General features: G+C 62.1%; 22 protein-coding genes. 8 read left to right on the top strand and 14 right to left on the bottom strand.

Annotated features, from left to right (window positions below):
- Positions 1-60: 60 nt before the first annotated feature.
- From HWX91_RS11280 to oxlT, 3 genes are read right to left on the bottom strand one after another with little or no spacing between them, the layout of a single operon-like run.
- The gene (locus tag HWX91_RS11280) at positions 61-1,512 is read right to left on the bottom strand and encodes an aldehyde dehydrogenase family protein (RefSeq protein ID WP_028193844.1); all 1,452 of its coding nucleotides are present in this window, start codon (positions 1,510-1,512) and stop codon (positions 61-63) included.
- Positions 1,502-2,446 carry a LysR family transcriptional regulator gene (locus HWX91_RS11285; RefSeq protein WP_042273513.1) on the bottom strand — a complete coding sequence of 315 codons (945 nt, stop codon included), beginning with the start codon at positions 2,444-2,446 and terminating at the stop codon, positions 1,502-1,504. Before HWX91_RS11285 ends, HWX91_RS11280 begins: the two co-directional genes overlap by 11 nt.
- Positions 2,447-2,476: 30 nt before the next feature.
- Positions 2,477-3,817, bottom strand: coding sequence for an oxalate/formate MFS antiporter (gene oxlT / locus HWX91_RS11290; protein WP_028193845.1), 1,341 nt, complete (start codon positions 3,815-3,817; stop codon positions 2,477-2,479).
- 384 nt (positions 3,818-4,201) lie between these two features.
- Between oxlT and HWX91_RS11295 the strand changes: the two genes are divergently transcribed.
- Complete coding sequence (locus HWX91_RS11295; RefSeq protein WP_025647831.1) at positions 4,202-5,149, top strand: LysR family transcriptional regulator; 948 nt, start codon at positions 4,202-4,204, stop codon at positions 5,147-5,149.
- 96 nt (positions 5,150-5,245) lie between these two features.
- A complete protein-coding gene (locus HWX91_RS11300; protein WP_028193846.1) occupies positions 5,246-5,569 on the top strand; it encodes a hypothetical protein in 324 nt (107 codons plus the stop codon).
- 59 nt (positions 5,570-5,628) lie between these two features.
- On the opposite strand, the gene HWX91_RS11305 is transcribed toward HWX91_RS11300, so the two are convergent.
- The 5 genes from HWX91_RS11305 to HWX91_RS11325 all read right to left on the bottom strand — a co-directional run bounded on the left by HWX91_RS11305 (position 5,629) and on the right by HWX91_RS11325 (position 9,594).
- Positions 5,629-6,312, bottom strand: a complete 684-nt coding sequence (locus HWX91_RS11305) for an NAD(P)(+) transhydrogenase (Re/Si-specific) subunit beta (protein WP_052660593.1) — start codon at positions 6,310-6,312, stop codon at positions 5,629-5,631.
- The gene (locus HWX91_RS11310) at positions 6,309-7,094 is read right to left on the bottom strand and encodes a fumarylacetoacetate hydrolase family protein (protein WP_028193847.1); all 786 of its coding nucleotides are present in this window, start codon (positions 7,092-7,094) and stop codon (positions 6,309-6,311) included. The genes HWX91_RS11305 and HWX91_RS11310 overlap by 4 nt, the downstream gene beginning before the upstream one ends.
- Before the next feature lie 18 nt (positions 7,095-7,112).
- Positions 7,113-8,360, bottom strand: a complete 1,248-nt coding sequence (gene frc / locus HWX91_RS11315; protein ID WP_028193848.1) for a formyl-CoA transferase — start codon at positions 8,358-8,360, stop codon at positions 7,113-7,115.
- Positions 8,361-8,675: 315 nt separating this feature from the next.
- Entirely contained in the window at positions 8,676-9,395 is a 720-nt protein-coding gene (locus HWX91_RS11320) for a GntR family transcriptional regulator (RefSeq protein ID WP_025647825.1), read from the bottom strand.
- Positions 9,373-9,594 carry a hypothetical protein gene (locus HWX91_RS11325; RefSeq protein ID WP_028193849.1) on the bottom strand — a complete coding sequence of 74 codons (222 nt, stop codon included), beginning with the start codon at positions 9,592-9,594 and terminating at the stop codon, positions 9,373-9,375. Before HWX91_RS11325 ends, HWX91_RS11320 begins: the two co-directional genes overlap by 23 nt.
- A 518-nt stretch (positions 9,595-10,112) precedes the next feature.
- Between HWX91_RS11325 and shiA the strand changes: the two genes are divergently transcribed.
- From shiA to HWX91_RS11340, 3 genes are all read left to right on the top strand, one after another.
- Complete coding sequence (gene shiA, locus HWX91_RS11330; RefSeq protein WP_028193850.1) at positions 10,113-11,441, top strand: shikimate transporter; 1,329 nt, start codon at positions 10,113-10,115, stop codon at positions 11,439-11,441.
- Between the two features lie 411 nt (positions 11,442-11,852).
- The gene (locus tag HWX91_RS11335) at positions 11,853-13,256 is read left to right on the top strand and encodes an L-lactate MFS transporter (protein ID WP_025647816.1); all 1,404 of its coding nucleotides are present in this window, start codon (positions 11,853-11,855) and stop codon (positions 13,254-13,256) included.
- Positions 13,257-13,266: 10 nt separating this feature from the next.
- Positions 13,267-13,395 carry an MFS transporter small subunit gene (locus HWX91_RS11340; RefSeq protein ID WP_025647814.1) on the top strand — a complete coding sequence of 43 codons (129 nt, stop codon included), beginning with the start codon at positions 13,267-13,269 and terminating at the stop codon, positions 13,393-13,395.
- Positions 13,396-13,533: 138 nt separating this feature from the next.
- Here HWX91_RS11340 and HWX91_RS11345 read toward each other — a convergent pair whose 3' ends face one another.
- Positions 13,534-13,959 (bottom strand): DUF3830 family protein, encoded by a 426-nt coding sequence (locus tag HWX91_RS11345; RefSeq protein ID WP_025647812.1) that lies wholly within the window; start codon positions 13,957-13,959, stop codon positions 13,534-13,536.
- 669 nt (positions 13,960-14,628) lie between these two features.
- Positions 14,629-15,537: an AraC family transcriptional regulator gene (locus HWX91_RS11350; RefSeq protein WP_028193851.1), complete on the bottom strand. Its 909-nt coding sequence runs from the start codon at positions 15,535-15,537 to the stop codon at positions 14,629-14,631.
- Positions 15,538-15,721: 184 nt separating this feature from the next.
- Between HWX91_RS11350 and HWX91_RS11355 the strand changes: the two genes are divergently transcribed.
- Positions 15,722-16,726 (top strand): helix-turn-helix transcriptional regulator, encoded by a 1,005-nt coding sequence (locus HWX91_RS11355; RefSeq protein WP_025647807.1) that lies wholly within the window; start codon positions 15,722-15,724, stop codon positions 16,724-16,726.
- Positions 16,727-16,856: 130 nt separating this feature from the next.
- Here HWX91_RS11355 and HWX91_RS11360 read toward each other — a convergent pair whose 3' ends face one another.
- From HWX91_RS11360 to HWX91_RS11375, 4 genes are all read right to left on the bottom strand, one after another.
- The gene (locus HWX91_RS11360) at positions 16,857-17,378 is read right to left on the bottom strand and encodes an acyltransferase (RefSeq protein WP_028193852.1); all 522 of its coding nucleotides are present in this window, start codon (positions 17,376-17,378) and stop codon (positions 16,857-16,859) included.
- A 17-nt stretch (positions 17,379-17,395) separates the two neighbouring features.
- A complete protein-coding gene (locus HWX91_RS11365; protein WP_028193853.1) occupies positions 17,396-17,788 on the bottom strand; it encodes a nuclear transport factor 2 family protein in 393 nt (130 codons plus the stop codon).
- 8 nt (positions 17,789-17,796) lie between these two features.
- On the bottom strand, positions 17,797-18,582 hold the full coding sequence (locus tag HWX91_RS11370; RefSeq protein ID WP_025647803.1) for an SDR family NAD(P)-dependent oxidoreductase: 786 nt from the start codon (positions 18,580-18,582) through the stop codon (positions 17,797-17,799).
- Positions 18,583-18,702: 120 nt separating this feature from the next.
- Positions 18,703-19,596 carry an alpha/beta fold hydrolase gene (locus HWX91_RS11375; RefSeq protein WP_081832880.1) on the bottom strand — a complete coding sequence of 298 codons (894 nt, stop codon included), beginning with the start codon at positions 19,594-19,596 and terminating at the stop codon, positions 18,703-18,705.
- A 175-nt stretch (positions 19,597-19,771) separates the two neighbouring features.
- On the opposite strand from HWX91_RS11375, the gene HWX91_RS11380 reads away from it, so the two are divergent.
- A complete protein-coding gene (locus HWX91_RS11380; protein ID WP_028193855.1) occupies positions 19,772-20,584 on the top strand; it encodes an SDR family oxidoreductase in 813 nt (270 codons plus the stop codon).
- A gap of 129 nt (positions 20,585-20,713) precedes the next feature.
- On the top strand, positions 20,714-22,303 hold the full coding sequence (locus tag HWX91_RS11385) for a DUF1302 domain-containing protein (protein ID WP_081832881.1): 1,590 nt from the start codon (positions 20,714-20,716) through the stop codon (positions 22,301-22,303).
- Positions 22,304-22,329: the final 26 nt, after the last annotated feature.

Below are 22,329 nucleotides of genomic sequence, written 5' to 3' on the forward strand. Positions count from 1 at the left end.
GGCAGCGGCAGGCCCGAGGCAAGGATCGAACGCCAGGCGTTCGATCCTTTATTTACGCTGCTATTGATCGATCGCCAGCCACACTGCCTTCGGTTCGGTGAAGTTTTCGATCGCGACGTCGCCGTGCTCGCGGCCGAATCCTGAATCGCCCGAACCGCCCCAGGGCAAACGCACGTCGGTATAACCGTAAGTATTGATCCACACGGTGCCAGCCTTCAGCTCGCGCGCCACCCGATGCACCCGGCCGATATCCGCGCTCCATACGCCGGCCGCGAGGCTATACAAGGTGCCATTGGCAATCCGCAACGCATCGGCTTCGTCGTTGAAACGAATCACGCTTGCCACCGGCCCAAAGATCTCCTCCTGCGAAATGCGCATTTCATGTTCGACATTGGCGAATACCGTCGGCTCGACGAAAAAGCCCCGCTCGCCCACCCGCTCGCCGCCCGTCACGAGCGACGCCCCTTCGGCGCGCCCTGCCTCGACATAGCCAAGCACGGTCTTCATCTGCGCAGCGGAGATCAGCGGTCCCATCGACGTTTCGCGTGCCGCCGGATCGCCGACCTTGATTGCCTTCGCACGCGCCGCAAGACGCTCGACAACTTCGTCATACACATCGCGGTGGGCCAGAATGCGCGAGCCGGCGGAACATACCTGCCCCGTGTTGAAGAAAATACCGGACGCCGCAGCTCGCACCGCATTGTCGAGATTCGCATCCGGAAAGATCAGGTTCGCCGATTTGCCGCCGAGCTCTAGTGTGACACGCTTGAAATTGCCGGCCGCGCCCTGCAGAATGCCGCGCCCCACTGAAGGCGAGCCCGTGAAAGTCACTTTGTCGACGCCCGGATGCGCCACCAGCGCATCGCCGACCACCCGTCCCTTGCCCGTGACGATGTTCAATACGCCCGGCGGCACGCCTGCTTCGAGCGCGAGCTCGCCGATGCGCAAGGCGCTCAGCGGCGTCATCTCCGCGGGTTTGACGATCAACGTGCAACCGCACGCCAACGCGGGTGCGATTTTCCACATGCCGATCATCAGTGGGAAATTCCACGGCACGATCGCCGCGACCACACCGACCGGCTCGCGCAGCGTGTACGTCAAGGCGTCTGGACGCACCGGCACCACCTGCCCGTTGATCTTGTCACACCAGCCTGCGTAGTATTCGAGCGTATCGATCGCGGCGGGAATATCCTGACGCATCACCGCCGAGATCGGCTTGCCCGCGTCGAGGCTTTCCAGCGCGGCGAGTTCCTCCTGATTCGCGCGCATCAGACCGGCGAGACGCATCAGGATGCGGCCTCGTTCCGCTGCCCGTATCGCATTCCAAACTTTCAACGCGGCGCGCGCCGCGTGTACCGCGGTATCGACATCGGCGGCACTGCCTTGCGCAACCAGTGCAATCGGTTCTTCGGTCGCCGGGTTGATATCGATGGAATATTCGCCCGTGCCGGGCGGCAAACGCTTGCCGTCGATCAGCAGATCATGGCGCCTGAGGTCGGTTTCAGTTTCCATCATGAAGCTCCTTGTGTGGAATGTCGCGTGGGCTGACCAGCAGCGGATCGGTCAGGGCAGCGAACTGCGCCCACGCCGCCGCGGCGTTGGGTCTGAGGGAGCGGTTGCGGCGATGCACGAGCAGCGTCGTCAGATTCATCTCGGGAACCAGCGGTCTGCTCACCAGTGACGCAGCGGGTGCGGGCCAATGTCCACCGACAGGTAACACGCCGATGCCGATCCCGAGCTCGACCATGCGCGACACCGCCGCGACGTGTCCGAGCTCCTGGACCGGCCGTCGCTTCAGGCCGTGCGTAGTGAAAGCGAGTTCGAGCGCCGTGCGCACCCCCGCGTCGGCATTGAGCGTGACGAGCGCGTACTCCTGCAAGGCGCGCCACGGAACAACGGTTTGTCGCGCCAACGGATGCCCGGGCGGCATCACCACGTGCAGCTGCGTGTCGAAAACCATTTGAGCATGCAACTGATCGGAACTCAGGGGCTCCACGACCGAGACTACGCCGAAGTCCACTTCGCCCTGCTCGACGCTCGCCAGCACAGCGCCTTGCGCCAAGTCCTTGACCGACACGATCAGCTCCGGAAACGCCAAGGCGCAACGGGCCAGCCCCTGAGCCACCCAACTCGACGACAGCACGGGATTGCTCGCCAGCACGACCACGCCGGTGTGTCCGTCGTAAGCGGCGCGCTCCTCGCGCAAGGTCAGTTCGATTTCATCGAGCAGGCGACCGATTCTGCGTTCGAGACTCGCGCCCGCATGCGTCAGTTCCACCTGGCGTGTGGTCCGATCGAACAGTTTCAATTCGACCGCGTCCTCGAGTTCGCGCACACAACGACTCACCGCCGACTGTGTCAGATCGAACTGGCGCGCCGCGCGCGTGAAGCTCCGTTCACGCGCCACGGCGACGAACACCTTGAGTTGCTGCAGCGACACATTCATGAGGTTACCGCCGGGGGTGGGCAGCTCACTCTATTCGCCTGTCTGTTCAGGCCAATGGCTAAGCCGCGAGGACTTGCTGCCGGCAACGGCGAGCGCACCCTGAGGTTCGTTGTGCGTTTCGATCCAGCGCGAACGCATGGGCGCAAGAATGAACTTCGCCGAGATGCCCGCGACAATCGTGACGACCGCCGAGACGATAAAGACGAGATTCCAGCCGCCTGCCGCCGACAATACCGAAGCGATCGGCACCAGCAGCGAAGCCGTGCCCTTCGCGGTGTAGAGCGTGCCCGCATTGGCGGCCGCGTATTTGCTGCCAAAGGTGTCGGCACAGATTGCCGGGAAGATCGAGAAAATTTCGCCCCAGAACAGGAAGATCAATGCCGCGAACGTCATGAACGCATACGGGTTGCTGCCGTATTGCATGAGGCCGAGCAACGCCAGCCCTTCGCCGATGAAGATCACGAACATCGTGTTTTCACGGCCGAGTTTGTCGGAAATGAAACCGCATAGGGGGCGCGTAAAGCCGTTGCAGATGTTGTCGATCGAAAGCGTGGCGGTGAGCAGCGGCAGGGTCATGCCGAAGATCGTCATCGGGATGCGTGCGAGCCCCCAGTCTTTCGCAATCGGACCAATTTGCGCCGTCGCCATCAGGCCGCCGGCCGCCACCGCGACAAACGACACGTAGATCACCCAGAACACCGGTGTCCTGATCATCTGGCCCGGTGTGTAATCGACCTTGGTGACCGCGAACTTCTTCTTCGGCGCCGCCTGCTGGCGCAAGGTGGGTTTCTTCAGCAGCAGCGCGAGGGCGAGTATGCAAACACCCTGCAGGATGCCGAAGAAAAAGAACGTGTGCTCGTAGCCCGAGCGCGTGATCATGCTGGCGATCGGAATGACGGTGACGGCCGCGCCGGCGCCGAATCCCGCCGCCGTCAAACCGGCCGCGAGACCGCGCCGATCCGGAAACCACTTCAACGCATTGCCGACACACGTACCGTACACGCCGCCCGCACCGATCCCGGCAATGACCGCCGACACATACAGCATCGGCAAGGTCGTCGCATAGGAATTCATGACCCAGGCGAGACCCGCGCATACCGCGCCGCCGGCGACCACGGGGCGCGGACCGAACTTGTCGACCAGCCAGCCTTCTACCGGCACGAGCCACGTTTCGGTGAGAATGAAAATAGCGAAAGCGAGCTGGATGGACGCTTCCCCCCAATGATGTCGCGCATTCATCGGCGTCACGAACAACGTCCATGCATATTGCAGATTCGCTACCAATGCCATGCACATCATGCCGATGACGAGCTGCCACCAACGGTTCGCCCAGAATACGCGAGCCGTGGTCTGCTGAGTAATATCGTCCATGCGCCTAGTCTCCGCCATTTTTTAGCGTGCGGCCGGCCGTCGCGCCGCGCACCATGTGTCTCACCTTCTGGTTATGACCCGAATAGCCTTGCCATTCGGGAATATTTGATATTTGCGTCTTTAATTCGCATTATTCGAAAAAATCCTGCCTTAATCATTGCTTTTCAGATCAGTTGTTTTATTCCGATCAATTAAGCATCGGTACCGCGCCAACTTCTTCTTTCGCCACCGCCATGCGTCAGATTCAAGCGTTAACCCGAGTACCCGGCTAACCACCGCGCCGGCAATTCCGCTTCTAATAATGGCCCATGCTAGGGTCATTGCTGAATTACTAATAATTAAAGTTTGTTATTATGTTGATTCACATTTGCTTATACATTGGCCATGACGATGCGCAATGCGACTCTGCGGCAACTGAAGGTCTTTGAAACGGTGGCGCGCCACCTGAGCTTCTCGCGCGCCGCGGAGGAACTGCATCTGACGCAGCCCGCCGTCTCCACCCAGGTCCGGCAACTCGAGGAACATGCAGGACTGCCGCTGTTCGAACAGCTCGGCAAGAAAATCTACCTGACGCCGGCCGGCACCGAGATGCTCCACTACAGCCGCGCGATCATCCAGCAGTTCCACGAAGTCGACGAGGCGATGGGGCAGCTTAAGGGCGTGTCCGGCGGCAAGCTGAACGTCGCGGTGATCAGCGCCGGCGACTACTTCTTTCCGCGGGTGCTGGCCGAGTTCACGCGGCGCTACTCGGGCGTCGTGCTCAATCTCGCGGTACACAATCGCGCGGAACTGCTGCATCAGCTCGCGACCAACCAGACCGATCTCGCCGTGATGGTGCGCCCGCCGCACGAAACCGACGCGACCAATGAGCCGTTCGCGCCGCACCCTTATGTGATCGTGGCGGCGCCCACGCATCCGCTCGCGCACAAACGCAACATCAAGATGAGCCAGTTGGCGAACGAGGCTTTTATCGTGCGCGAGCGCGGCTCCGACACCTGGAATTCGATGGAGGAAGGCTTCGCCGGCCGTCTCTCCAATCTCAAGATCGCGATGGAGATCAAGAGCACCGAGACCATCAAGCAGGCTGTGATCGCCGGCATGGGCATCGCGTTCCTGTCCGCCCATACGATCAGTCTCGAGTTGCAGCTCGGCCATCTGGTCGTGCTCGACGTCGAGAGCTTTCCCGTCATGCTCAACTGGTACGTCGTGCATCGGAAGAACAAGCGCCTGCCGCCGGTTGCGGTTGCCTTCAAACGCTTCCTGATGGAGGAAGGCGCGAATCTCATCGAAAAAATTACCCGCGTGAAGGAATTGAGCGTCTATAAACAGTAGCTTATGCAAACCCATTAAAACTTTAACTATTTCAGGCTGATCAGTATCCCTATGCTGCAAGTGAGTTCTTTTACTTGTCTGCCGAGGAGGCCGATCATGAATTCCGCTCCGCTTGACGCTCATGCCAGCACGCTGTCCCCACGCGCTGCCGTGAGCAGCGCCGACGACGCCCACCTGAGCGCCTACAACGCCGCCTTCAGCGACCTCGGCCTCCGGTTCCGCTGGGACCAGACCACACTCGATGTGCTGAAGGAATTCAATAGTGAAGCGGCGCGTATCACAGCCTACATCGAGCGATTTCACGCGCATCTTCACCGAGCGTATGACGCCGAGTTTCTTGCCCAGATGATTCTGAGCAGGAAGCTCAGGTATTACAGCGAGTTCGCGCCAGCCAACGGGGCCAGCGAAGCCGGCGAATAGAGACTTCGGTGGGAGGCTCCCGCCATTCATCCAGCGTTCCGCTCGACGTATCCCTGTATTCATCTTTGACGGTACATCGCGCGGTGCATGGCGTGCTGGCGTACAGGCCCATGCCTGTGTGCGCCCATCTTCCCAGCATCGTGCCAGCCGCGACGATGCCGGTATGCTGCCGCGCGCACCATGCCCGGCGTGATCTCACGCAGCGCCCATGTTTGCTCTTCCCCTCCGTGCCATTCGATGCGCGCCAACACGCCTTGTTGCTTGCGCGTTCCCGCGTGACAACGCGCATCGCCGCGCGCATGGCGGCGTGCGCCGAACGCGTAGGCGCCGGAATTATGGAAGTGGGAGTGGGCGCGATTCGCCATCAGATGCATACCCAGCGCCGCTGCTAGCACGCTCATCGCCAGCAGCGCGGCGAGCCCGAACGGCTGGGCCTGCTCGGTGACGAAGCCGTAGCCAAGCCACCCACACAGCAGCAGCGCCGATACATTGACGATGCCGTGACCCGGACGCGCCGCCGCGCTGAGATTCAATGTGCCGCGCAGCATGCAGAACGCGATTGCGCACGCGGCAAAAACCAGCGCGCCGATGAACACCGCCGTATAGAGTTCGAAACGCTCGACATTCGTCCGTGTCACCGTCGTCACCATCGCCGCCGAAAGATAGCAGGCGAAGCCGCCCACCATCACAGCCAGCCCCATGGCGCTGCCGAACAACGCTACGAGGCCGGGCCGTTGCGTCATAGCACGACCTCACAGGCGGCGGTCAGCGCATTGCTCAACGTGCCGATCCCTTCGACCGTGATCGTCACGGTCGCACCATCCTTGATCGATCCGACACCCACCGACGTGCCGCATGCAATCACATCGCCCGGTTCGAGCGTCAAGTCCTGTGAAATCAGCCGCACCTGCTCGGCAGGAGAAAACACCATATCGGCAAGCGGATAGTTTTGCCGCTCCACACCGTCGAGCATCGTCACGAGACGCGCTTTGGACCAGGCGAAACCGGAAACGATCGAAGGTCCGATACAGCAGAACGTATCGAAGCCCTTTGCGCGGCACCACTGCGGAAAGTGGGGATTTTCGTTCAGCAGATCGGCCGCGGTCACGTCGTTGACCAGCGTGTAGCCGAAGATCGAATCCGCGGCCTCTTCAGCACTCGCATCGCGGCAGCGCCGTCCGATCACGATCCCGAGTTCACCTTCGTAGGCGATCTTGCCCGCATAGCTGGGCGGCCGCCGGATTGCCTCACCCGAGCCGATCACCGATCCCGCCGGCTTCAGCAGAAATAGCGGATGGGCAGGCACAGGCTTGTCGAGCTTCGCCGCGAGCGCATGAAAGTTATTCCATAACGCGACAATCTTGCCGGGCGCACATGGCGCGAGCGGCGTAAGTGCTCGTGTCGACAACACCGCGCCGGTCGGCACCGGTTGCTCGAGACTTTCGTACTCGTGCAGATAGCCGCCTTCCACCCGGCCGAACACGATGCCACCGTCGCTAGACATGAAACGCATCCACGTATCCATACGTCGCTCCTTGAGCCGTCAAATCGCGCCGGCGGTCCGCAATGCGTTGATCTGCTCGGGTGAGTAGCCGAGTTCAGCCATCACTTCGTCGGTGTGTTCACCCAGCAGCGGCGAGCGTTTGACTTCGGTCGGGCTGTCGGACAGTTTGATAGGATTGCCAACGGTTAGGTACTTGCCGCGGGTCGGATGATCCACTTCCACAATCGTGCCGGTTTTGCGCAGCGACGGCTCTTCGGCAATTTCCTTCATCGACAGAATCGGCCCGCAAGGAATGTCGTATTTGTTCAGAATCTGCATGGCCTCGAACTTGGTCTTGGTCATGGTCCAGCGCTCGATCTCGGCAAAGATGTCCTTCAGATGTGGCAAGCGTGCGGCCGGGGTCGCGTAGTTCGGATCGGTGGCCCATTCTTCCTTGCCGATCACATTGCAGATTTTTGCCCACACCGGCGCCTGGGTGATGAAGTAGATATACGCATTCGGGTCCGTCTCCCAGCCCTTGCACTTCAGAATCCAGCCTGGCTGGCCACCACCTGAAGCATTCCCCGCGCGCGGCACCGCTTCGCCGAACGTCCCGTTCGGATATTGTGGATATTCCTTCATCACGCCGGTGCGTTCGAGCCGCTGCTGGTCGCGCAGTTTTACGCGGCACAGGTTAAGCACGCCGTCCTGCATCGCGGCGAGCACCTTCTGGCCGCGCCCGGTTTGCGTGCGCTGATACAGCGCCGTGACAATGCCAAGCGCCAGATGCAAACCGGTGCCGCTGTCGCCGATCTGCGCGCCGGTCACTACCGGCGGGCCATCGTCGAAACCGGTGGTCGAAGCCGCGCCGCCCGCGCATTGCGCGACGTTCTCGTAGACCTTGCAGTCCTCGTAGGGACCCGGGCCGAAGCCTTTGACCGACGCCACGATCATGCGCGGATTCAGTTCCTGAATCCGCTCCCACGTAAAGCCCATTCGATCGAGCGCGCCCGGCGCGAAGTTCTCCACCAGCACGTCGCACTTCTGGATCAATGCCTCGAGCACCAGCTTGCCTTCCGGATTCTTGGTGTCGATCGTGATCGAGCGCTTGTTGTGATTGAGCATCGTGAAGTACAGGCTGTCCACGTCGGGAATATCGCGCAACTGCTCGCGCGTAATGTCGCCGGCGCCGGCCCGCTCCACCTTGATCACGTCCGCACCGAACCACGCGAGCAACTGCGTGCAGGTCGGGCCCGATTGCACATGGGTGAAATCGAGAATGCGCACGCCGTCGAGTGCTTTACTCATATCTTGTCTCCAGAAGTCTTCCGTCAGCTGCTTACCCTTTTGATATATCACATACCATATTTTACGGAGCGTCAAGCGAGGCTTATCCCGTAGCGCCAAATGACAGCGAATGGACGAACTAGGAAAATGTGCGCGAATCTGCTTCGAACATGCCGGCTAAATACAGCATCAGGGTGCGATTCAGACACTGCTGCATGGCACGATACGCAAGCCTCGCCTGGCAGATTCAGGGCACAGATACAAAAAAGCCTGCGGTGAACATCACCGCAGGCTTTTAATTCGCGCCGCTACTCAGGCGTCCGGGCAGCGATCAACTCAATCCAGAAAATCGCAATTGGCTTCGACAAACGCCGCCAGATCCAGCGAATGCTGGCGTGTAAGCCGCTCCGCGAGTTCGGTATCGCGCTGCTCGAGCGCCTCGATAATGCGCAGGTGATCGACGATCGAACGCGACGCGCGGTCACTTTGCGAAATGGTCATGCGGCGAATCGCCCGCACGTGGATGAAGATGTTCTTGATCGTGTCGAGAATGATCTGCGATTTCGACAGTTCGACGATCGCCTGATGAAACGCGATGTTGGCATCGGAATACTCGGCGATATGTTCGGCCGGCGTGGCGTCGCGAAAATTGTCGAACATATGGCGCAGACGGGCGATTTCCTCGTCCGTGGCGTGCAGCGTGGCCAGACGCGCGGCCATGCTTTCGAGCGCGGCCCACATCTGGATCATTTCGACAATTTCACGCTTGCTCTTGCGCACGATGTAGATGCCGCGGCGCGGCACCATGCGCAGAAAACCTTCCTGTTCGAGCAGCGTCATTGCCTCGCGCACCGGCGTGCGGCTGACGCCCAGCGATTCGCTCAGCACGCGCTCGTCGAGACGGATTTCTTCGCGATTCTGATAGATGTCCGCGTCGGCTATCGCCTGGCGGAGCATCGTATACGCCTGATCGCGCAAGCTCGCGCTCGCGCCGATCGGCTGCAATGACAACGTCAACGGTGTGGCCACTGCTTCAGTTTGAAGTTCTGACGACATTCATCGCCTCTTGTTGAACATGCGCACGATACGGCGCCGCCGGCACTGCGACGCCCTGCTCGCCCAGACCGACAAAACGGCCATGCTGCGCTGCAAGTTGCGCAACCGGCTGCGGAATCCAGCGGGTCAACAGAACGGTGGCGGCCGAGCCTAAACCCACGACAGCGACGGCGAGCAACGCGAAAGGAACAAATTCCATTTGCAACTCCAATGATTGAGTAAATGAACAGATGCCTCAATCATATGCTGCAATGCCGCAAATATCAATATTCCGTATGTAGTATATCAGGAGTTGTTGTTTCCAGACATCAAGTCAAGGTAGCACGATCGCCCGCTACAAGGCACGCCTGAATCGCCCAGACGGTCACGCCACCCTCCGCCTGCCAGTCGCCGCCCGGCTCCCGGTACAGCGCAATCGCATTGGCGAGGCGCAACTGCTTGCGAGCGACACCCTGCGTGATTCGGCGCGGCTCCGGCGTGCGGAGCCCAGCACAATCACTGAAGCAGCTTGGTGTAAACGCGTAAAACGCGCGCTATTCGCGCAGATGCGATCGATAATCGCGCAATCTGCATCGAATGCGGATTGTGAGATATGCATCGCGTCATTAACCTTCGGAAATCCTGCAACGGGTCGGCGGCGGCCGGCGCTGATTCCTGGGCTTATCTTCCGCCACGCGATCCCGAACCGCAGTCCGAGAATCCGAAGGAGACACCGTCATGAGTACCACCATCCCCAAAGCGCCGAAATCGGCCGTGGCCGGCAACAACTCCGCGCGCAGCCAGGCACGCAAGGCGGCGCTCGGCAGCTTTGTCGGCGCCGTGGTCGACTGGTACGACTTTCTGCTGTACGGCATCGTCGCCGCGCTGGTCTTCAATGCTGAGTTCTTCCCGAAGGTCAGTCCGGCAATGGGCACGCTCGCCGCCTTCGCGACCTTCGGCGTCGGCTTTCTGTTCCGGCCGCTCGGCGGCTTCGTGTTCGGCCACTACGGCGACCGGCTTGGACGCAAGCGCATGCTGGTTCTCACGGTCATGATGATGGGCCTCTCCACCGCCGCGATCGGCCTGCTGCCGGCTTTCTCCAGCATCGGCTGGTGGGCGCCGGTGCTGCTCGTGACCTTGCGCGCGATCCAGGGTTTCGCGGTCGGCGGCGAATGGGGCGGCGCGGCGTTGATGGCGGTCGAAAGCGCGCCGGAAAAGAAGAAGGCCTTCTACAGCAGTGGTGTGCAGGTCGGCTATGGCGTGGGTCTCGTGCTCTCGACCGGCCTCGTGGCGATCATCAGCCGTTCGATGAACAACGCGTCGTTCCTGAGCTGGGGCTGGCGCCTGCCCTTTCTGTTCAGTGTGGTGCTGGTGCTCATCGCGCTGTGGATCCGCTCGAGCATGGAAGAGTCGAAGGAGTTCGTCGAGAAGGTCGGCGCGCACGGCGAACGCAGCGTGCGGCTGCCGATCGTCGAGGCCTTGCTGAAGCACCCGAAGGCTTTCCTGCTGATCATCGCACTGCGCCTCGCCGAGTTGTTCACGATGTACATCGTGACGGCGTTCGCGCTGAATTACTCCACGGCCAATCTGCACATGCCGCGCGAGTTCTTCCTCTCGATCGGCCTGCTGGTGGGCGCGGTGAGTTGCGTGACGATTCCCTGCTTCGCGTGGCTGGCTGACCGTTTCGGCCGCCGCCGCGTGTATATCATCGGCGCGCTGGTCGGCATGTTCAGCGCGGTGCCGTTCTTCCTCGCGCTCGAAGCACGCTCGACGGTGTGGATCGTGATCTTCGCGGTCATGCTCGCCAACGTCGCCCACGATATGGTCGTGAGCGTGCAGCAGCCCATGTTCACCGAGCTGTTCGGTACCGAGTATCGCTATAGCGGCGCGGGGGTCGGCTATCAGGTGGCGAGCGTGGTCGGCGGCGGCTTCACGCCGTTTATCGCGGTGGCGCTGGTCAGCTTTGCCGGCGGCTCATGGCATCCGGTGGCGGCCTACCTCGCGATCGGCTGTCTGATCTCGGTGCTGGTGGCCGCGAAGATGAAGACCGGGCGTGGTGTCGCCTGACTCTCACCGTGGTTCTCACTGATCTCTGATTGTTGCGATGTTCCGACGGGCCGGCCGGGCGAAAACGCCACGCCGGCCCGCTTCTCTTTCGACCCCTTCTTGCCGGTTCCGGCATCCAGATCCCGCGCTTCAGGTCGTTCATTCCGATGCTTCATGCCGCGTTGCCGCAATTCGGCAAATTACGGTCGTATTTCACCAGGCTAATACCTTATGCATTTGCATCTCATATTGCAAAGGCTATGCCTGCGTCCTATCGTTCGTCCAATCGGGGCTTATATCGAATTTGCATACAACATATGAAATTCGAGTACATATATTGATGACGAATTACTTGCAATTTTTTTACGCCGCGACACTTAAGCATTGTGTATGAAGCGCCGATAACAAAGAATTCCTCACCGGAGACCGACCATGAGTAGTATCACCGAGCCGAATGGCACTTCAGGCTCAGCCCCATTCTTTTCCAAACAGGCCACCGTCGCGCAACCGGGGTTTTCGCGCTGGATGGTTCCGCCCGCGGCGCTCGCGGTTCACCTGTGTATCGGCCAGGCCTACGCCTTCTCCGTGTTCAACGGGCCGCTTACCAAAGTTATCGGCATTACCCAATCCGCCCCTGACGACTGGTCGCTGACTTCGCTCGGCTGGATCTTTTCGCTGGCGATCGTGTTCCTTGGTTTGTCGGCGGCGTTTGCCGGCAAGTGGCTCGAACACGTCGGTCCACGCCGCACGATGTTTACCGCCGCGTGCTGCTTCGGGGGCGGCTTCCTGATTGCCGCACTCGGCGTGCATCTGCATCAGATCGCGCTGCTCTATCTGGGCTACGGCGTGATCGGCGGAATTGGACTCGGGCTCGGCTATGTGTCGCCGGTGTCGACGTTGATCCGCTGGTTTCCCGACCGCCGCGGCATGGCGACCGGCATGGCGATCATGGGCTTCGGCGGCGGCGCGATGATTGCCGCGCCGTTGTCCGTGGCGTTGATGAACCACTTCCGCAGCGCGACGAGCATTGGCGTGGCCGAAACTTTCGTCGTGCTCGGCATTGCGTACTTCATCTCGATGTCGATCGGCGCACTCGCGATTCGCGTGCCGCCGGCAGACTGGAAGCCGGCCGGCTGGACGCCGCCCGCGACCAATCAGAAGAAGATGATTTCGCGTAACCACGTGCACATCGACCAGGCGTTGAAAACGCCGCAGTTCTATCTGATCTGGCTGGTGCTGTTCCTCAACGTGACCGCGGGCATCGGCATTCTCGGCCAGGCGTCGGTGATGATTCAGGAAAGCTTCAAGGGTACCGTGACGGCAGCCGCGGCGGCCGGGTTCGTCGGTCTGCTGTCGCTGTTCAACATGGGCGGCCGTTTCGTGTGGGCTTCGGCTTCGGACTGGATCGGCCGCAAGAACACCTACTTCATCTTCTTCGCGCTAGGCGCCGTGCTGTACTACCTCGTGCCCGGCTTCGCGGCTTCCGGCCAGATCGCTCTGTTCGTGCTCGCGTACTGCGTGATCCTGTCGATGTACGGCGGCGGCTTCTCGACGGTCCCCGCGTATCTCGCGGACATGTTCGGCACGGCATTCGTGGGCGGCATTCACGGCCGTCTGCTGACCGCCTGGGCCGCGGCGGGTGTGGCGGGCCCGGTGCTGGTGAACTACATCCGCGCTTATCAGGTGGAGCACGGCGTCGCCAAGGCGGATGCCTACACGATGACGATTCACATCATGGTCGTGCTGCTGGTGATCGGCTTCATCTGCAACCTGCTGGTCAAGCGTGTCGACGACAAGCACCACATGACCGACGCACAACTCGCCAAAGGCGCCTAAGGAGACTCGCATGTCGACCGTTCAAGCCGTTCATCCGACCAACAAGGTCAAGCTCGCCGTCTTCTGGCTGTATGTGACGCTGCCGCTGGCATGGGGCGTGATCAATACGCTCACGCAGGCCATGAAGCTGTTCAAGTAAGCACTGCACTGCGCTGCACAACCCCCGCACGATCGACCGTGCGGGGCGCAAAAAAAGCGGGCCGACGGCGCGCGCAAACCGCGCATTCGTCTCTGCCCGCTGTCCCTGCCGCCGGCCTCTCACCGGTCCATCGCCGCTTCAGATCTTCTCGAACAGCACATCCTGCGCGCCTTCCCACAGCACCTTCGTACCGAGTTCGCGCAGCTTTTCCTTGCCTTCGACGATCGTCAGGAAGTGATTGCCCGCGAGTTGGCCCAGCTTGCTCGCGAAGCAGCACGACCCGTACGCGAGGATGATCTCCGTTTCGCTGTAACCGCCCGGATAGAACAGGATGTCGCCAACCGACGGATGGCTCGTGTGATTTTCGAAGCCGACCGCCGCGCCGTCGTTTTCGAGTTTGAAGTCGCCAAGCGGAACCCAGCAGCCCTCGCCGCTCCAGCGCACGTGGATGAGCTTCTGACGGTACGGCAGGAGCTTCAGAAAAGCAGCCACCGTTTGCGGCGCGTCAGGATGCGTTTCGGCAGTAAAAACATGGCCGCAGGCGGTAATTCGAAGTCGGGTCATCGCTGGATATCCGTGTGACGGGTTGAGTGGAAAGGTCGGTCAGACGCCGGCCGGGGCGCGGCTGCAGGCGCAACATTCTGTCGGCCCGTGCAAGGCTTCGACAGATACACTTGCCGTCCAACTGGTCAGGCCAGTTGAACCAGTGGCGACGGCTACCGCTCGGGAAGCGGATCGCCGTGCCCCATCACCAACTATCAGGCTGTGCCGCAATGCTCCGCGATCCGTCCAAGGCCATGGCTGCTCCCGGCTTGTTGTTTCATGCTGCACGATGGCGAAAAGGTCGGCGGTAAACCGGCCTGAACACCGATCGGGCCCCTGCATGCCAGCTTTACCGGCGCGCACGCCACGAAACTTCGTAGTTTGCAAGCGATGCAATGCGCAGCAAACTGCGAAAAGTGCATGACGTCCGTTCCGGCAATTCAACGGACGGCAAAGCTGGCGAAGGAACCGGCGTCACCGTGGAAGTTTCGCACGCCGCCACGAGAACCTTGCCCTCGATACCCCTGCGACTATCTTGACATGCCAGGCCACGCGCGAACCTTGCGGCGCCGCCCGGCAGAACAGCGTGTCGCAACCGGCGAACCCCCGCGCGCCTTGAAGCGCCGGCGCACCGCTCGGGCATCGCATGCTGGCGAGCCGCTCATACGATTCAGCCGCACAACCCGACACTCAGCCGCGCAGCCGGTAGGCAAGCGGCGTCACGCCGTAGCCACGTTTGAACTGCACGGAGAAATGACTGGCGTTCTCGTAACCAACCGCAAGCGCGATTTGCAGCACCGGCTGATCGGTGGCACGCAGCAATCTCGCGGCCTCCTCGAGCCGCAAACGCGTAACGAACTGATGAGGCGTTTCACCGGTCTCGCGGCGAAACACCCGAGCAAAATGAAAGTTACTTAAACCGGCCTGTGCGGCCAGTTCGCCAATGGCCAGATCGGCGGCAAGATTGGCACGGATGTAATCGGTTACACGCCGGATACGGCGCGGCACCAGGCGCTCGGGATGCGATGGCAGGCAGCCCACCTGAGGGCCGCGCGAATAGTGTTGCAGTAAATGAGCGGCGAGCGCGTGGGCCAGCGCGTCGACATACAGCCGCGAGTCGGCGGGGTCGCCCGCGGCGCGATGCAGCGCGCCGAGCATCGCGGCGATCAGTGGATCGTGAAACTGCATCGCGTCGCCCAGCGACAGCTCGCGTGAGCCGCCCATTTCCATCTGGTCGGCGACGCTGTCGATCAGGCTGCGCTCCAGGTGCAAATGGACAGTCGACAGCGGCTCATCGCTGGTCGAACGCCAGCGCCACGAGACCGGCACGGGCGGCACGTACCAGACGTCGCCCATGCGCAACTCGGCGCTCTCCCAGTGCCCATTCACGTTGCGCTCGAGGTGTTCGGCGCCGCTGCCGAGCGTCATCAACGTGACGTCCTGCAGGCCAGGTGCTTCCAGCAGTTCCTGCTCGGCCGGTTCGAGGTACGAGCGCAGCACCAGGTGCCGCCACGGGCGATCCACGCTCGACACCAGTTTTTTTCCCGCCATATAGCGGTCGTAGGCAAGCGTCGTTGTCAGCCTTGGAATTTTTGCCATCACGTCTCTTCCTGGGAGGTCCCGTATGTACATGAGCAAACCCTGTCACACCCGCATCGCCGGTTAGAGGTCAGCGCAAGATCTCAAAAATGATAGCAAGGAACCGGCTACCGTAATATTTGGAAATAGTTAATCATCCAGGTTGTCGTCTTTCATGCGTTTTGAACGCTGGAGCTACCGTTTCATGGAACACGAATGCGATACGCTGCCGCATTGGCTAACCGGCTCGCCGCAAGGCGAAGCCAGCCACGTGTCGGCGGCTTACACCTCAGCGGTTGCCGCACAACCGGCTTACCCGGCCGGCACGCGGCAACCCGGGAATTCAGCCCACGCGGCTGAAGCATCCAGGGCATCTGCCCGCACCGCAACAAGCGTCGCGCCCGCAGGTTTCCTCACGCTCTTCACCGAGGAGGAGATCGGCACGCCCTCGCCCGCCGCGCGGCGGTCCGCGCCGATCATCAGTCCGCTGGTGCGATTCGGCAGCGCGCAGGACCGCATGGAGTTCGTGCGGCGGCGCATCAAGCAACTGGGCTTCGACTCGTTCAGCTATTCAGCCACGCGCACCACCGCGCATCACAAGACGATGTTCGTGCTGACCAGCTACGAGTCGCAGGCCTGGCTCACGCGCTATTTCCGCGAGCGTTATTTCGAACTCGATCCGCGCGTCGCGCTGGCGTCGCCGACCGGCATGCCGTTCCTCTGGAACACGGCCGATATGCGCGCCGACCTGCCGCGTGCGCAGATGCGCAGCGAAAGGCTCGGCGGGCTGATCGACATGCTGGAGGCCACCGGCCGTAAAAGCGGCATTCTTACGCAGATGCCGCTGCCCGAGCCGGAGCTGAGCGCCAGCCTGTGCTTCAACTCGGAGATCGGCAACCCGCGCTGGATGACGGAGTCGATCGTGGCCGAAACGCTGATGTTCGCGCACACGATCCACGAATTCATCTGGACGCACGCGAAGAGCGTGATCGGGATCGCGCCCGCGCAGCAGCAACAGCGTGTCACGCTGAGCGAGTTGCAGCACGCGGTGTTGAAGGCGGTCGTGCAGGGACAGCGCGACAAGGAGATTGCGTATTTCCTTGGGCTGTCTCCGCATAACGTCGACTATCACCTGCGGCGTTTGCGGCAGTTGTTCAACGTGCGCAATCGCGTGCAGTTGATCAACGTGGCGCAGGGGTATGTGACGTAGAAGAGCTTGAAAAAACACTGCGTCCGGCGCGATAAGCGCGCCGGACGCAGTGTTTGAACTTTTGCGCAACACTCGTTGCCGCCGCGATTTACTTAGCACCCGTTGCCGCTCGCGATGAGCGGCACTCGACTCAAACGCTGCGCATCGTGCGCAGGCAATCTGCCGCGAGCTGCTGGTAAATCCGGGTGCCGGACGATTTCGCCACGATCTCGTCATCGCTCAGGGTACGCACCACTCGCCCCGGCACCCCGGCCACCAGCACGCCCGCCGGCACCCGCCAATCCTTCTTGACGAACGCACAAGCGGCCACGATGCTCGTTGCGCCAAGCACGGCGCCGTCCATCACAACGGCATGCATGCCGACCATCGTGTTCGGTTCAAGCGTCGCGCCGTGAACGATCGCGCTGTGCCCGACATGACTGTCGACGCCGAGCCGGCAAGTGCTCGCCACACCGGTGTGCAGCACGCAACTATCCTGCACGTTGCTGCCACGCTCCACCACCACCGCACCGAAATCCCCGCGCAGGCTCGCATGCGGCCCGATGTAACAGCGGGCGCCCACCGTCACGTCGCCGATCAGCACGGCGCTCGGATGCACGTACGCTGACGGATCGACGCGCGGCCGCTTGCCGTTGAACTCGTAGAGCGCCACTGTGCCGCCGCTCCGGTTCAGCTCGCGGCCGCGAGCACGTGATAGTCGTCCGCGCCCCAGTAGGCGCGCATGCGCACAATCTTGCCGGCGGCGTCGAAGTCCATCACGTCGGTCACGTCGATGTATGCGGGCCGACCGTCCTGCCCCGTGATATGCACGCGAAAGCTGATCGACGCGCTGTTGCCGTGCGAGCCGCGCGGCGGCGCCATCAGTTCGAGCCGGGCGCCCACCGAGGTCGCGTAGGTATAGAACGTTTCGATCTCGCTGCGACCTTCTTTCAAGGGCGTGCCGACCGGATCTTCGACGCTCGCATTGTCGGCGAACAGCGCGACGACGCGAGCGGCATCGGCCGCATTGAATGCCTCGATATAGTCGACGAGGCGCGCTTTCATGTTTTCGCTGGCGTTCATCTGTCCTCCTAGCGCGCGGTGTAGCCGCCGTCGATCACCAGCTCCGTGCCGGTCACATAGCGGCCGGCCGGCGACACCAGATACAGAATGCCCGCCGCGATATCCTGCGGATCGCCGATCTTCGCGAGCGGTACGAGCGTTTTCATATGCGCGAAAATCTGCTCCGGGTCACCGAGCTTTTCGAACGCCTCTTCCAGCAGCGGTGTGCGGATAAAGCCAGGATGCACGGAATTCGCGCGGATGTTCTGCGCGGCGTACAGCATCGCCTCGGTCTTCGCCATCAGCCGCACCGCGCCCTTCGAGGCGTGGTATGCCGGCACATCCGGGCCGCCGACCAGCCCATACATCGACGACAGATTCACGATCGAGCCGCCGCCCGCCGTCAGCATGTGCGGAATCGCGTACTTGGTGCAGAGGAACACGCCCGTCACATTGACGTCGATGACTTTCTGCCATTGCTGCAGCGTCATTTCGTGCGTGGGCAGATTCGCCCCTTCGATCCCGGCGTTGTTCACCAGCGCGTCGAGCCGTCCAAAGCGCGTGGCGATTTCGCCGAACACGCGCTGCACGTTCTCTTCCTGCGTGACGTCCATCTTCCAGAACGCCGCGCGGCCGCCCGACTCGTTGATTTCGGCGACCAGTTTCTCGCCCGGCTCCGTCAGCACGTCGAGCACCGCGATCGCCGAACCTGCCGCCGCCAGGGTGCGGGCAGTCTGCGCACCGATGCCGCGCGCGCCGCCGGTAATGGCGGTCACCTTGCCGCTCATGTCGAATAGTTGATGAGGGAATGTCATACCGTCTCCGTCATGTTGTCATGTTGTAGTTGGGGTTGCGGCGGCGTGCGGACTTGAGCGGCTCGTGCCGGGCACCCCCGTCGAGCCGTTCACCCTGGCGCGCCGCATCCGAAGGATGCCTCAAACGGCGCGCCGTTCCGCGAGAAATTCCAGGCATTCGCGATTGAAATATCGCCGATGCTCGACCATCACCCAGTGCCCGCAGCGATTCATCAGAACAAAGCGCGCGTCGGCGCAGTGTTCGAGAAAACGCATTGCGCCGCTGGCCGGATTGAAGCGGTCGTCCGTGCCCCAGAAACCCAGCACCGGGCATTTGAGTTCGTCGAGCCGTTCGGTGAGGTTCGGCACACGCATGGTCGACAGCACTTCCGGCGGCTGCTGTTCGCACACGCTCAGCCGTTCTTCGACCAGTGCGTCAGTGACGAGGCTGCGGTCGAACACCAGCAGTTCGAGTAGTTGCCGCATCGTCAGGCGGTTCATCTGGCGGTTGGTGAAGAGCGACACCATCTTCTGGATGCCTTCCATCCTGAAGTAGGTTTCGCGCTCTTCGACACCGCCCGGCGCCATCATGATCAGACTGTCGACGTCGTCGGGATAATCGAGCGCGTATTGCAGCGCGATTGCGCCGCCGAGCGAATTGCCGAGCAAGGTGGCCCGGCCGATGCCGTTCGCCGTGAGTTGCGCGCGCAACGCGTCGACGAAGAAATCGAGCGTGTAGTTCACATCCGCGGGCTTCGACGACGCGCCGTAGCCCGGCAGATCGACCACGATCGCCCGGAACCCTGCCGCGGCGAACTGCGGGTAGTTGTACTTGAAGTTGCTGAAGCCGCTCGCGCCAGGGCCACTGCCGTGGATGAACACAACGGGTGCGCCGCTGCCGGCTTCGAAGTGATGCAGTGTCAGGCCGCCGGGGACTTCCGTGAATATCCCTTTGGGCGCCTGCAAGGATTGCGATGCGCTGCCGGACTTACTAGGCGCTCCGGCGTGTTGGGACTCGGTAGGCGTTGCGTTCATGCGCGCTTGTCTCCTAGCTCGCGCCGCGCTCGTTGGGCGCGGCAGATTGTATGAGGGTCGCCAGCGAAAGCATCATCCCTTTGAATCCACAGCGAGGCATCGTCTTTTCAGACTACGAGGCAGCGCCGCATTTCTCCTACCATCGGGCCCACATGGACAGACGGAGACAGCGGCAATGACAGGGTTCGATTTCAGCGGCAAGGTGGTGCTGGTGACGGGTGGCACCAAGGGAATAGGCGCGGCCATCGCGCAGGCTTTTCAAGCGGCAGGGGCAACCGTTTACATATGCGGACGCACACCACCCGCAAGCACCGCGGCGGGCATGTCTGAGAACACCCCACGCTTCATCGCCGCAGACGTACGCGAGATCGATGCCATCGACGCGATGCTCGCGCGGATCGAACGCGAAACGGGCCGGCTCGACGTGCTCGTGAACAACGCGGGCGGCGCGCCGTTCGCGCTCGCCGCGCAGGCCTCGCCGCGCTTTACCGAAGCCGTCATCCGCCTGAACCTGCTGGCGCCGCTGCATCTCGCGCAACGAGCGAATGCGCTGATGCAGCAACAAGCGGAAGGCGGCGTCCTGCTGTTCATCGGCAGCGTGAGCGGTTTGCGGCCCTCTCCCGGGACAGCGGCCTATGGTGCGGCGAAAGCGGGTTTGCTGAATGCAGTGCGCTCGCTCGCAGTGGAGTGGGCGCCCAAGGTTCGCGTGTGCGCGGTCAGCCCGAGTCTCGTCGAAACAGAAGCCGCCACGAGCGGCCACACGGGTTCCTCCGCGGCGGATGCCGCGTCCGCTCTCGCCAGCATCGCCGCGACGATTCCCGCCGGCCGTCTCGCGAAACCCGGCGATGTTGCATCCGCGTGCCTGTTCCTCGCCTCGCCGCACGCCGCCTATGCGTCGGGCAGCAACCTGATTCTCGAAGGCGGCGGCGAAGTGCCCGCCTTTCTCGCCGCCACCGATCTGCACAAGGCGTTCGCCACCCACTCATAGACGCATTCACGCGCGCCCACCTCGCATCCCTGGGGCAAGCGACTAGTCCGTTTTGACGATTCTCGCGCCGCACGTGCCCCCTAACCTCTGATCACAACAAATTTCAGACGTGACTACAGAGGAGACAGGATGCAGATCAACGGAACACAAGCGCGCGCACCGGCAATGCGCGCAGTGTGCGCGGCATGCAGACTCGCCGTGCTAGCAGCGGCGTCGGCGGCAACGATGACGACCTTCGCCACGCCCGCCTACGCGGGCGACACCGTCAATCTCGGCGCGGACACCACGCTCGACTACACCTTCACGCTCGGCTACGGCCTCGGAATGCGCACCCGCTCGCCGAGTGGCAATCTGCTCACGCCGGCGAACATCAACGGCGACGACGGCGACCGCAACTTCGCGAAGAACAAGCTGATCGAGAACCAGGTGAGCCTGCTGGGCGAGGTGAACCTCAAGCACGACGACTGGGGGGTCTTCGTGCGGGCCAACGTGTTCTACGATCAGGCTTACCAGCACCCGAACAGCAACAACGCGCCCTACACCGTCAACCACAGCGGCGCATACAACCAGTTCACCAGCGACGCAAGCTACTTTGCCGGCGGATATCCGCAGTTGCTCGCGGCGTACGCGTACGACACCATCCACCTGGGCAGCACGAGCCTGAACGTCAAGGTCGGCGAACAGGTTGTCGCATGGGGCGAGAGCGTGTTCTTCCCGAACATCGCGGGCGCCCAGGGGCCTTCCAATGCCACCGCGTCGTATGTGGCCGGTGCGGAGGTCAAAGATATCCTGCTGCCGGTGCCGCAGATCTCGACGCAATGGCAACTCGCGCCGAACTTCAGCCTGCTCGGCTACTACCAGTTCGCGTTCGAGCCTAACCGGCTGGTGCCGCCCGGCGGCTACTGGAGCTACTCGGACGTCGTCGGCCCCGGCGCGCAATACATCATCGGGCCAGGCGGCATGCAGATTCCGCGCGGCAACGACATCCGCCCGAACGGCGACGACCAGTGGGGCGTGGGCGCGCGCTGGCGCGTTTTCGGCGACACCGAGCTCGGCGCGTACTACCTGCACTACAACGACATGAACCCGAGTGTCGTGACGACGTACTTCCCGACACTGCAGTACCAGCAAAAGTACTTCGACCACATCAAGCTCACCGGCCTCAGCTTCTCGACCGATCTGAACGGCGTGAACGTCGCGGGTGAAACGTCGTACCGGCAAGGCGCCGCGGTGCTCGTGAATACCCCCACCGGGCCTCAGGCGACGCGCGGCGACGTCTGGCAGTCGAATCTCTCGGCGATCTATTCGATCGGACCGACCTTCCTTGCCGCGTCGCAAACGCTGGTGGGCGAAATCTCGTATGTGCACGCCGGCAACATCACGCCGGTCATGGGCTCGACGACGCTCACCAGCACGCGCAACTCCGCCGCCTTCGAGGTGGCATGGACGCTCAGCTACAAGAACGTCTTTAGCGGCTGGGACGTCGACGTACCGATCACCTATGCCGACGATTACACCGGCCAATCCGCGCTAAGCGGCGCGCTCGGTTCGCTGACCGGCGTGGGCGACCACCGCGTGACAGTGGGGGTGAACTTCACGCGTCTGAGCAACCTGAAACTCGGGATCGTGTACGCGAAATTCCTCGGCACGCCGGACCCGAACAATCGCCCGCTTGCCGACCGCGACTACGTGCTTGCCACCGCCACTTACTCGTTCTGATGCTGCAAAGCGCCCCGCGTATTGCG

The organism is Paraburkholderia fungorum, from assembly GCF_902833645.1.
GTDB classification, from domain to species: domain Bacteria; phylum Pseudomonadota; class Gammaproteobacteria; order Burkholderiales; family Burkholderiaceae; genus Paraburkholderia; species Paraburkholderia fungorum.

Bases quoted from the DNA above. Each gene is read 5' to 3' on its own strand.
- HWX91_RS11280 (WP_028193844.1), bottom strand. From the start codon at position 1,512: ATGGAAACTGAAACCGACCTCAGGCGCCATGATCTGCTGATCGACGGC.
- HWX91_RS11285 (WP_042273513.1), bottom strand. From the start codon at position 2,446: ATGAATGTGTCGCTGCAGCAACTCAAGGTGTTCGTCGCCGTGGCGCGT.
- oxlT (WP_028193845.1), bottom strand. From the start codon at position 3,817: ATGGACGATATTACTCAGCAGACCACGGCTCGCGTATTCTGGGCGAAC.
- HWX91_RS11295 (WP_025647831.1), top strand. From the start codon at position 4,202: ATGACGATGCGCAATGCGACTCTGCGGCAACTGAAGGTCTTTGAAACG.
- HWX91_RS11300 (WP_028193846.1), top strand. From the start codon at position 5,246: ATGAATTCCGCTCCGCTTGACGCTCATGCCAGCACGCTGTCCCCACGC.
- HWX91_RS11305 (WP_052660593.1), bottom strand. From the start codon at position 6,312: ATGACGCAACGGCCCGGCCTCGTAGCGTTGTTCGGCAGCGCCATGGGG.
- HWX91_RS11310 (WP_028193847.1), bottom strand. From the start codon at position 7,094: ATGGATACGTGGATGCGTTTCATGTCTAGCGACGGTGGCATCGTGTTC.
- frc (WP_028193848.1), bottom strand. From the start codon at position 8,360: ATGAGTAAAGCACTCGACGGCGTGCGCATTCTCGATTTCACCCATGTG.
- HWX91_RS11320 (WP_025647825.1), bottom strand. From the start codon at position 9,395: ATGTCGTCAGAACTTCAAACTGAAGCAGTGGCCACACCGTTGACGTTG.
- HWX91_RS11325 (WP_028193849.1), bottom strand. From the start codon at position 9,594: ATGGAATTTGTTCCTTTCGCGTTGCTCGCCGTCGCTGTCGTGGGTTTA.
- shiA (WP_028193850.1), top strand. From the start codon at position 10,113: ATGAGTACCACCATCCCCAAAGCGCCGAAATCGGCCGTGGCCGGCAAC.
- HWX91_RS11335 (WP_025647816.1), top strand. From the start codon at position 11,853: ATGAGTAGTATCACCGAGCCGAATGGCACTTCAGGCTCAGCCCCATTC.
- HWX91_RS11340 (WP_025647814.1), top strand. From the start codon at position 13,267: ATGTCGACCGTTCAAGCCGTTCATCCGACCAACAAGGTCAAGCTCGCC.
- HWX91_RS11345 (WP_025647812.1), bottom strand. From the start codon at position 13,959: ATGACCCGACTTCGAATTACCGCCTGCGGCCATGTTTTTACTGCCGAA.
- HWX91_RS11350 (WP_028193851.1), bottom strand. From the start codon at position 15,537: ATGGCAAAAATTCCAAGGCTGACAACGACGCTTGCCTACGACCGCTAT.
- HWX91_RS11355 (WP_025647807.1), top strand. From the start codon at position 15,722: ATGGAACACGAATGCGATACGCTGCCGCATTGGCTAACCGGCTCGCCG.
- HWX91_RS11365 (WP_028193853.1), bottom strand. From the start codon at position 17,788: ATGAACGCCAGCGAAAACATGAAAGCGCGCCTCGTCGACTATATCGAG.
- HWX91_RS11370 (WP_025647803.1), bottom strand. From the start codon at position 18,582: ATGACATTCCCTCATCAACTATTCGACATGAGCGGCAAGGTGACCGCC.
- HWX91_RS11375 (WP_081832880.1), bottom strand. From the start codon at position 19,596: ATGAACGCAACGCCTACCGAGTCCCAACACGCCGGAGCGCCTAGTAAG.
- HWX91_RS11380 (WP_028193855.1), top strand. From the start codon at position 19,772: ATGACAGGGTTCGATTTCAGCGGCAAGGTGGTGCTGGTGACGGGTGGC.
- HWX91_RS11385 (WP_081832881.1), top strand. From the start codon at position 20,714: ATGCAGATCAACGGAACACAAGCGCGCGCACCGGCAATGCGCGCAGTG.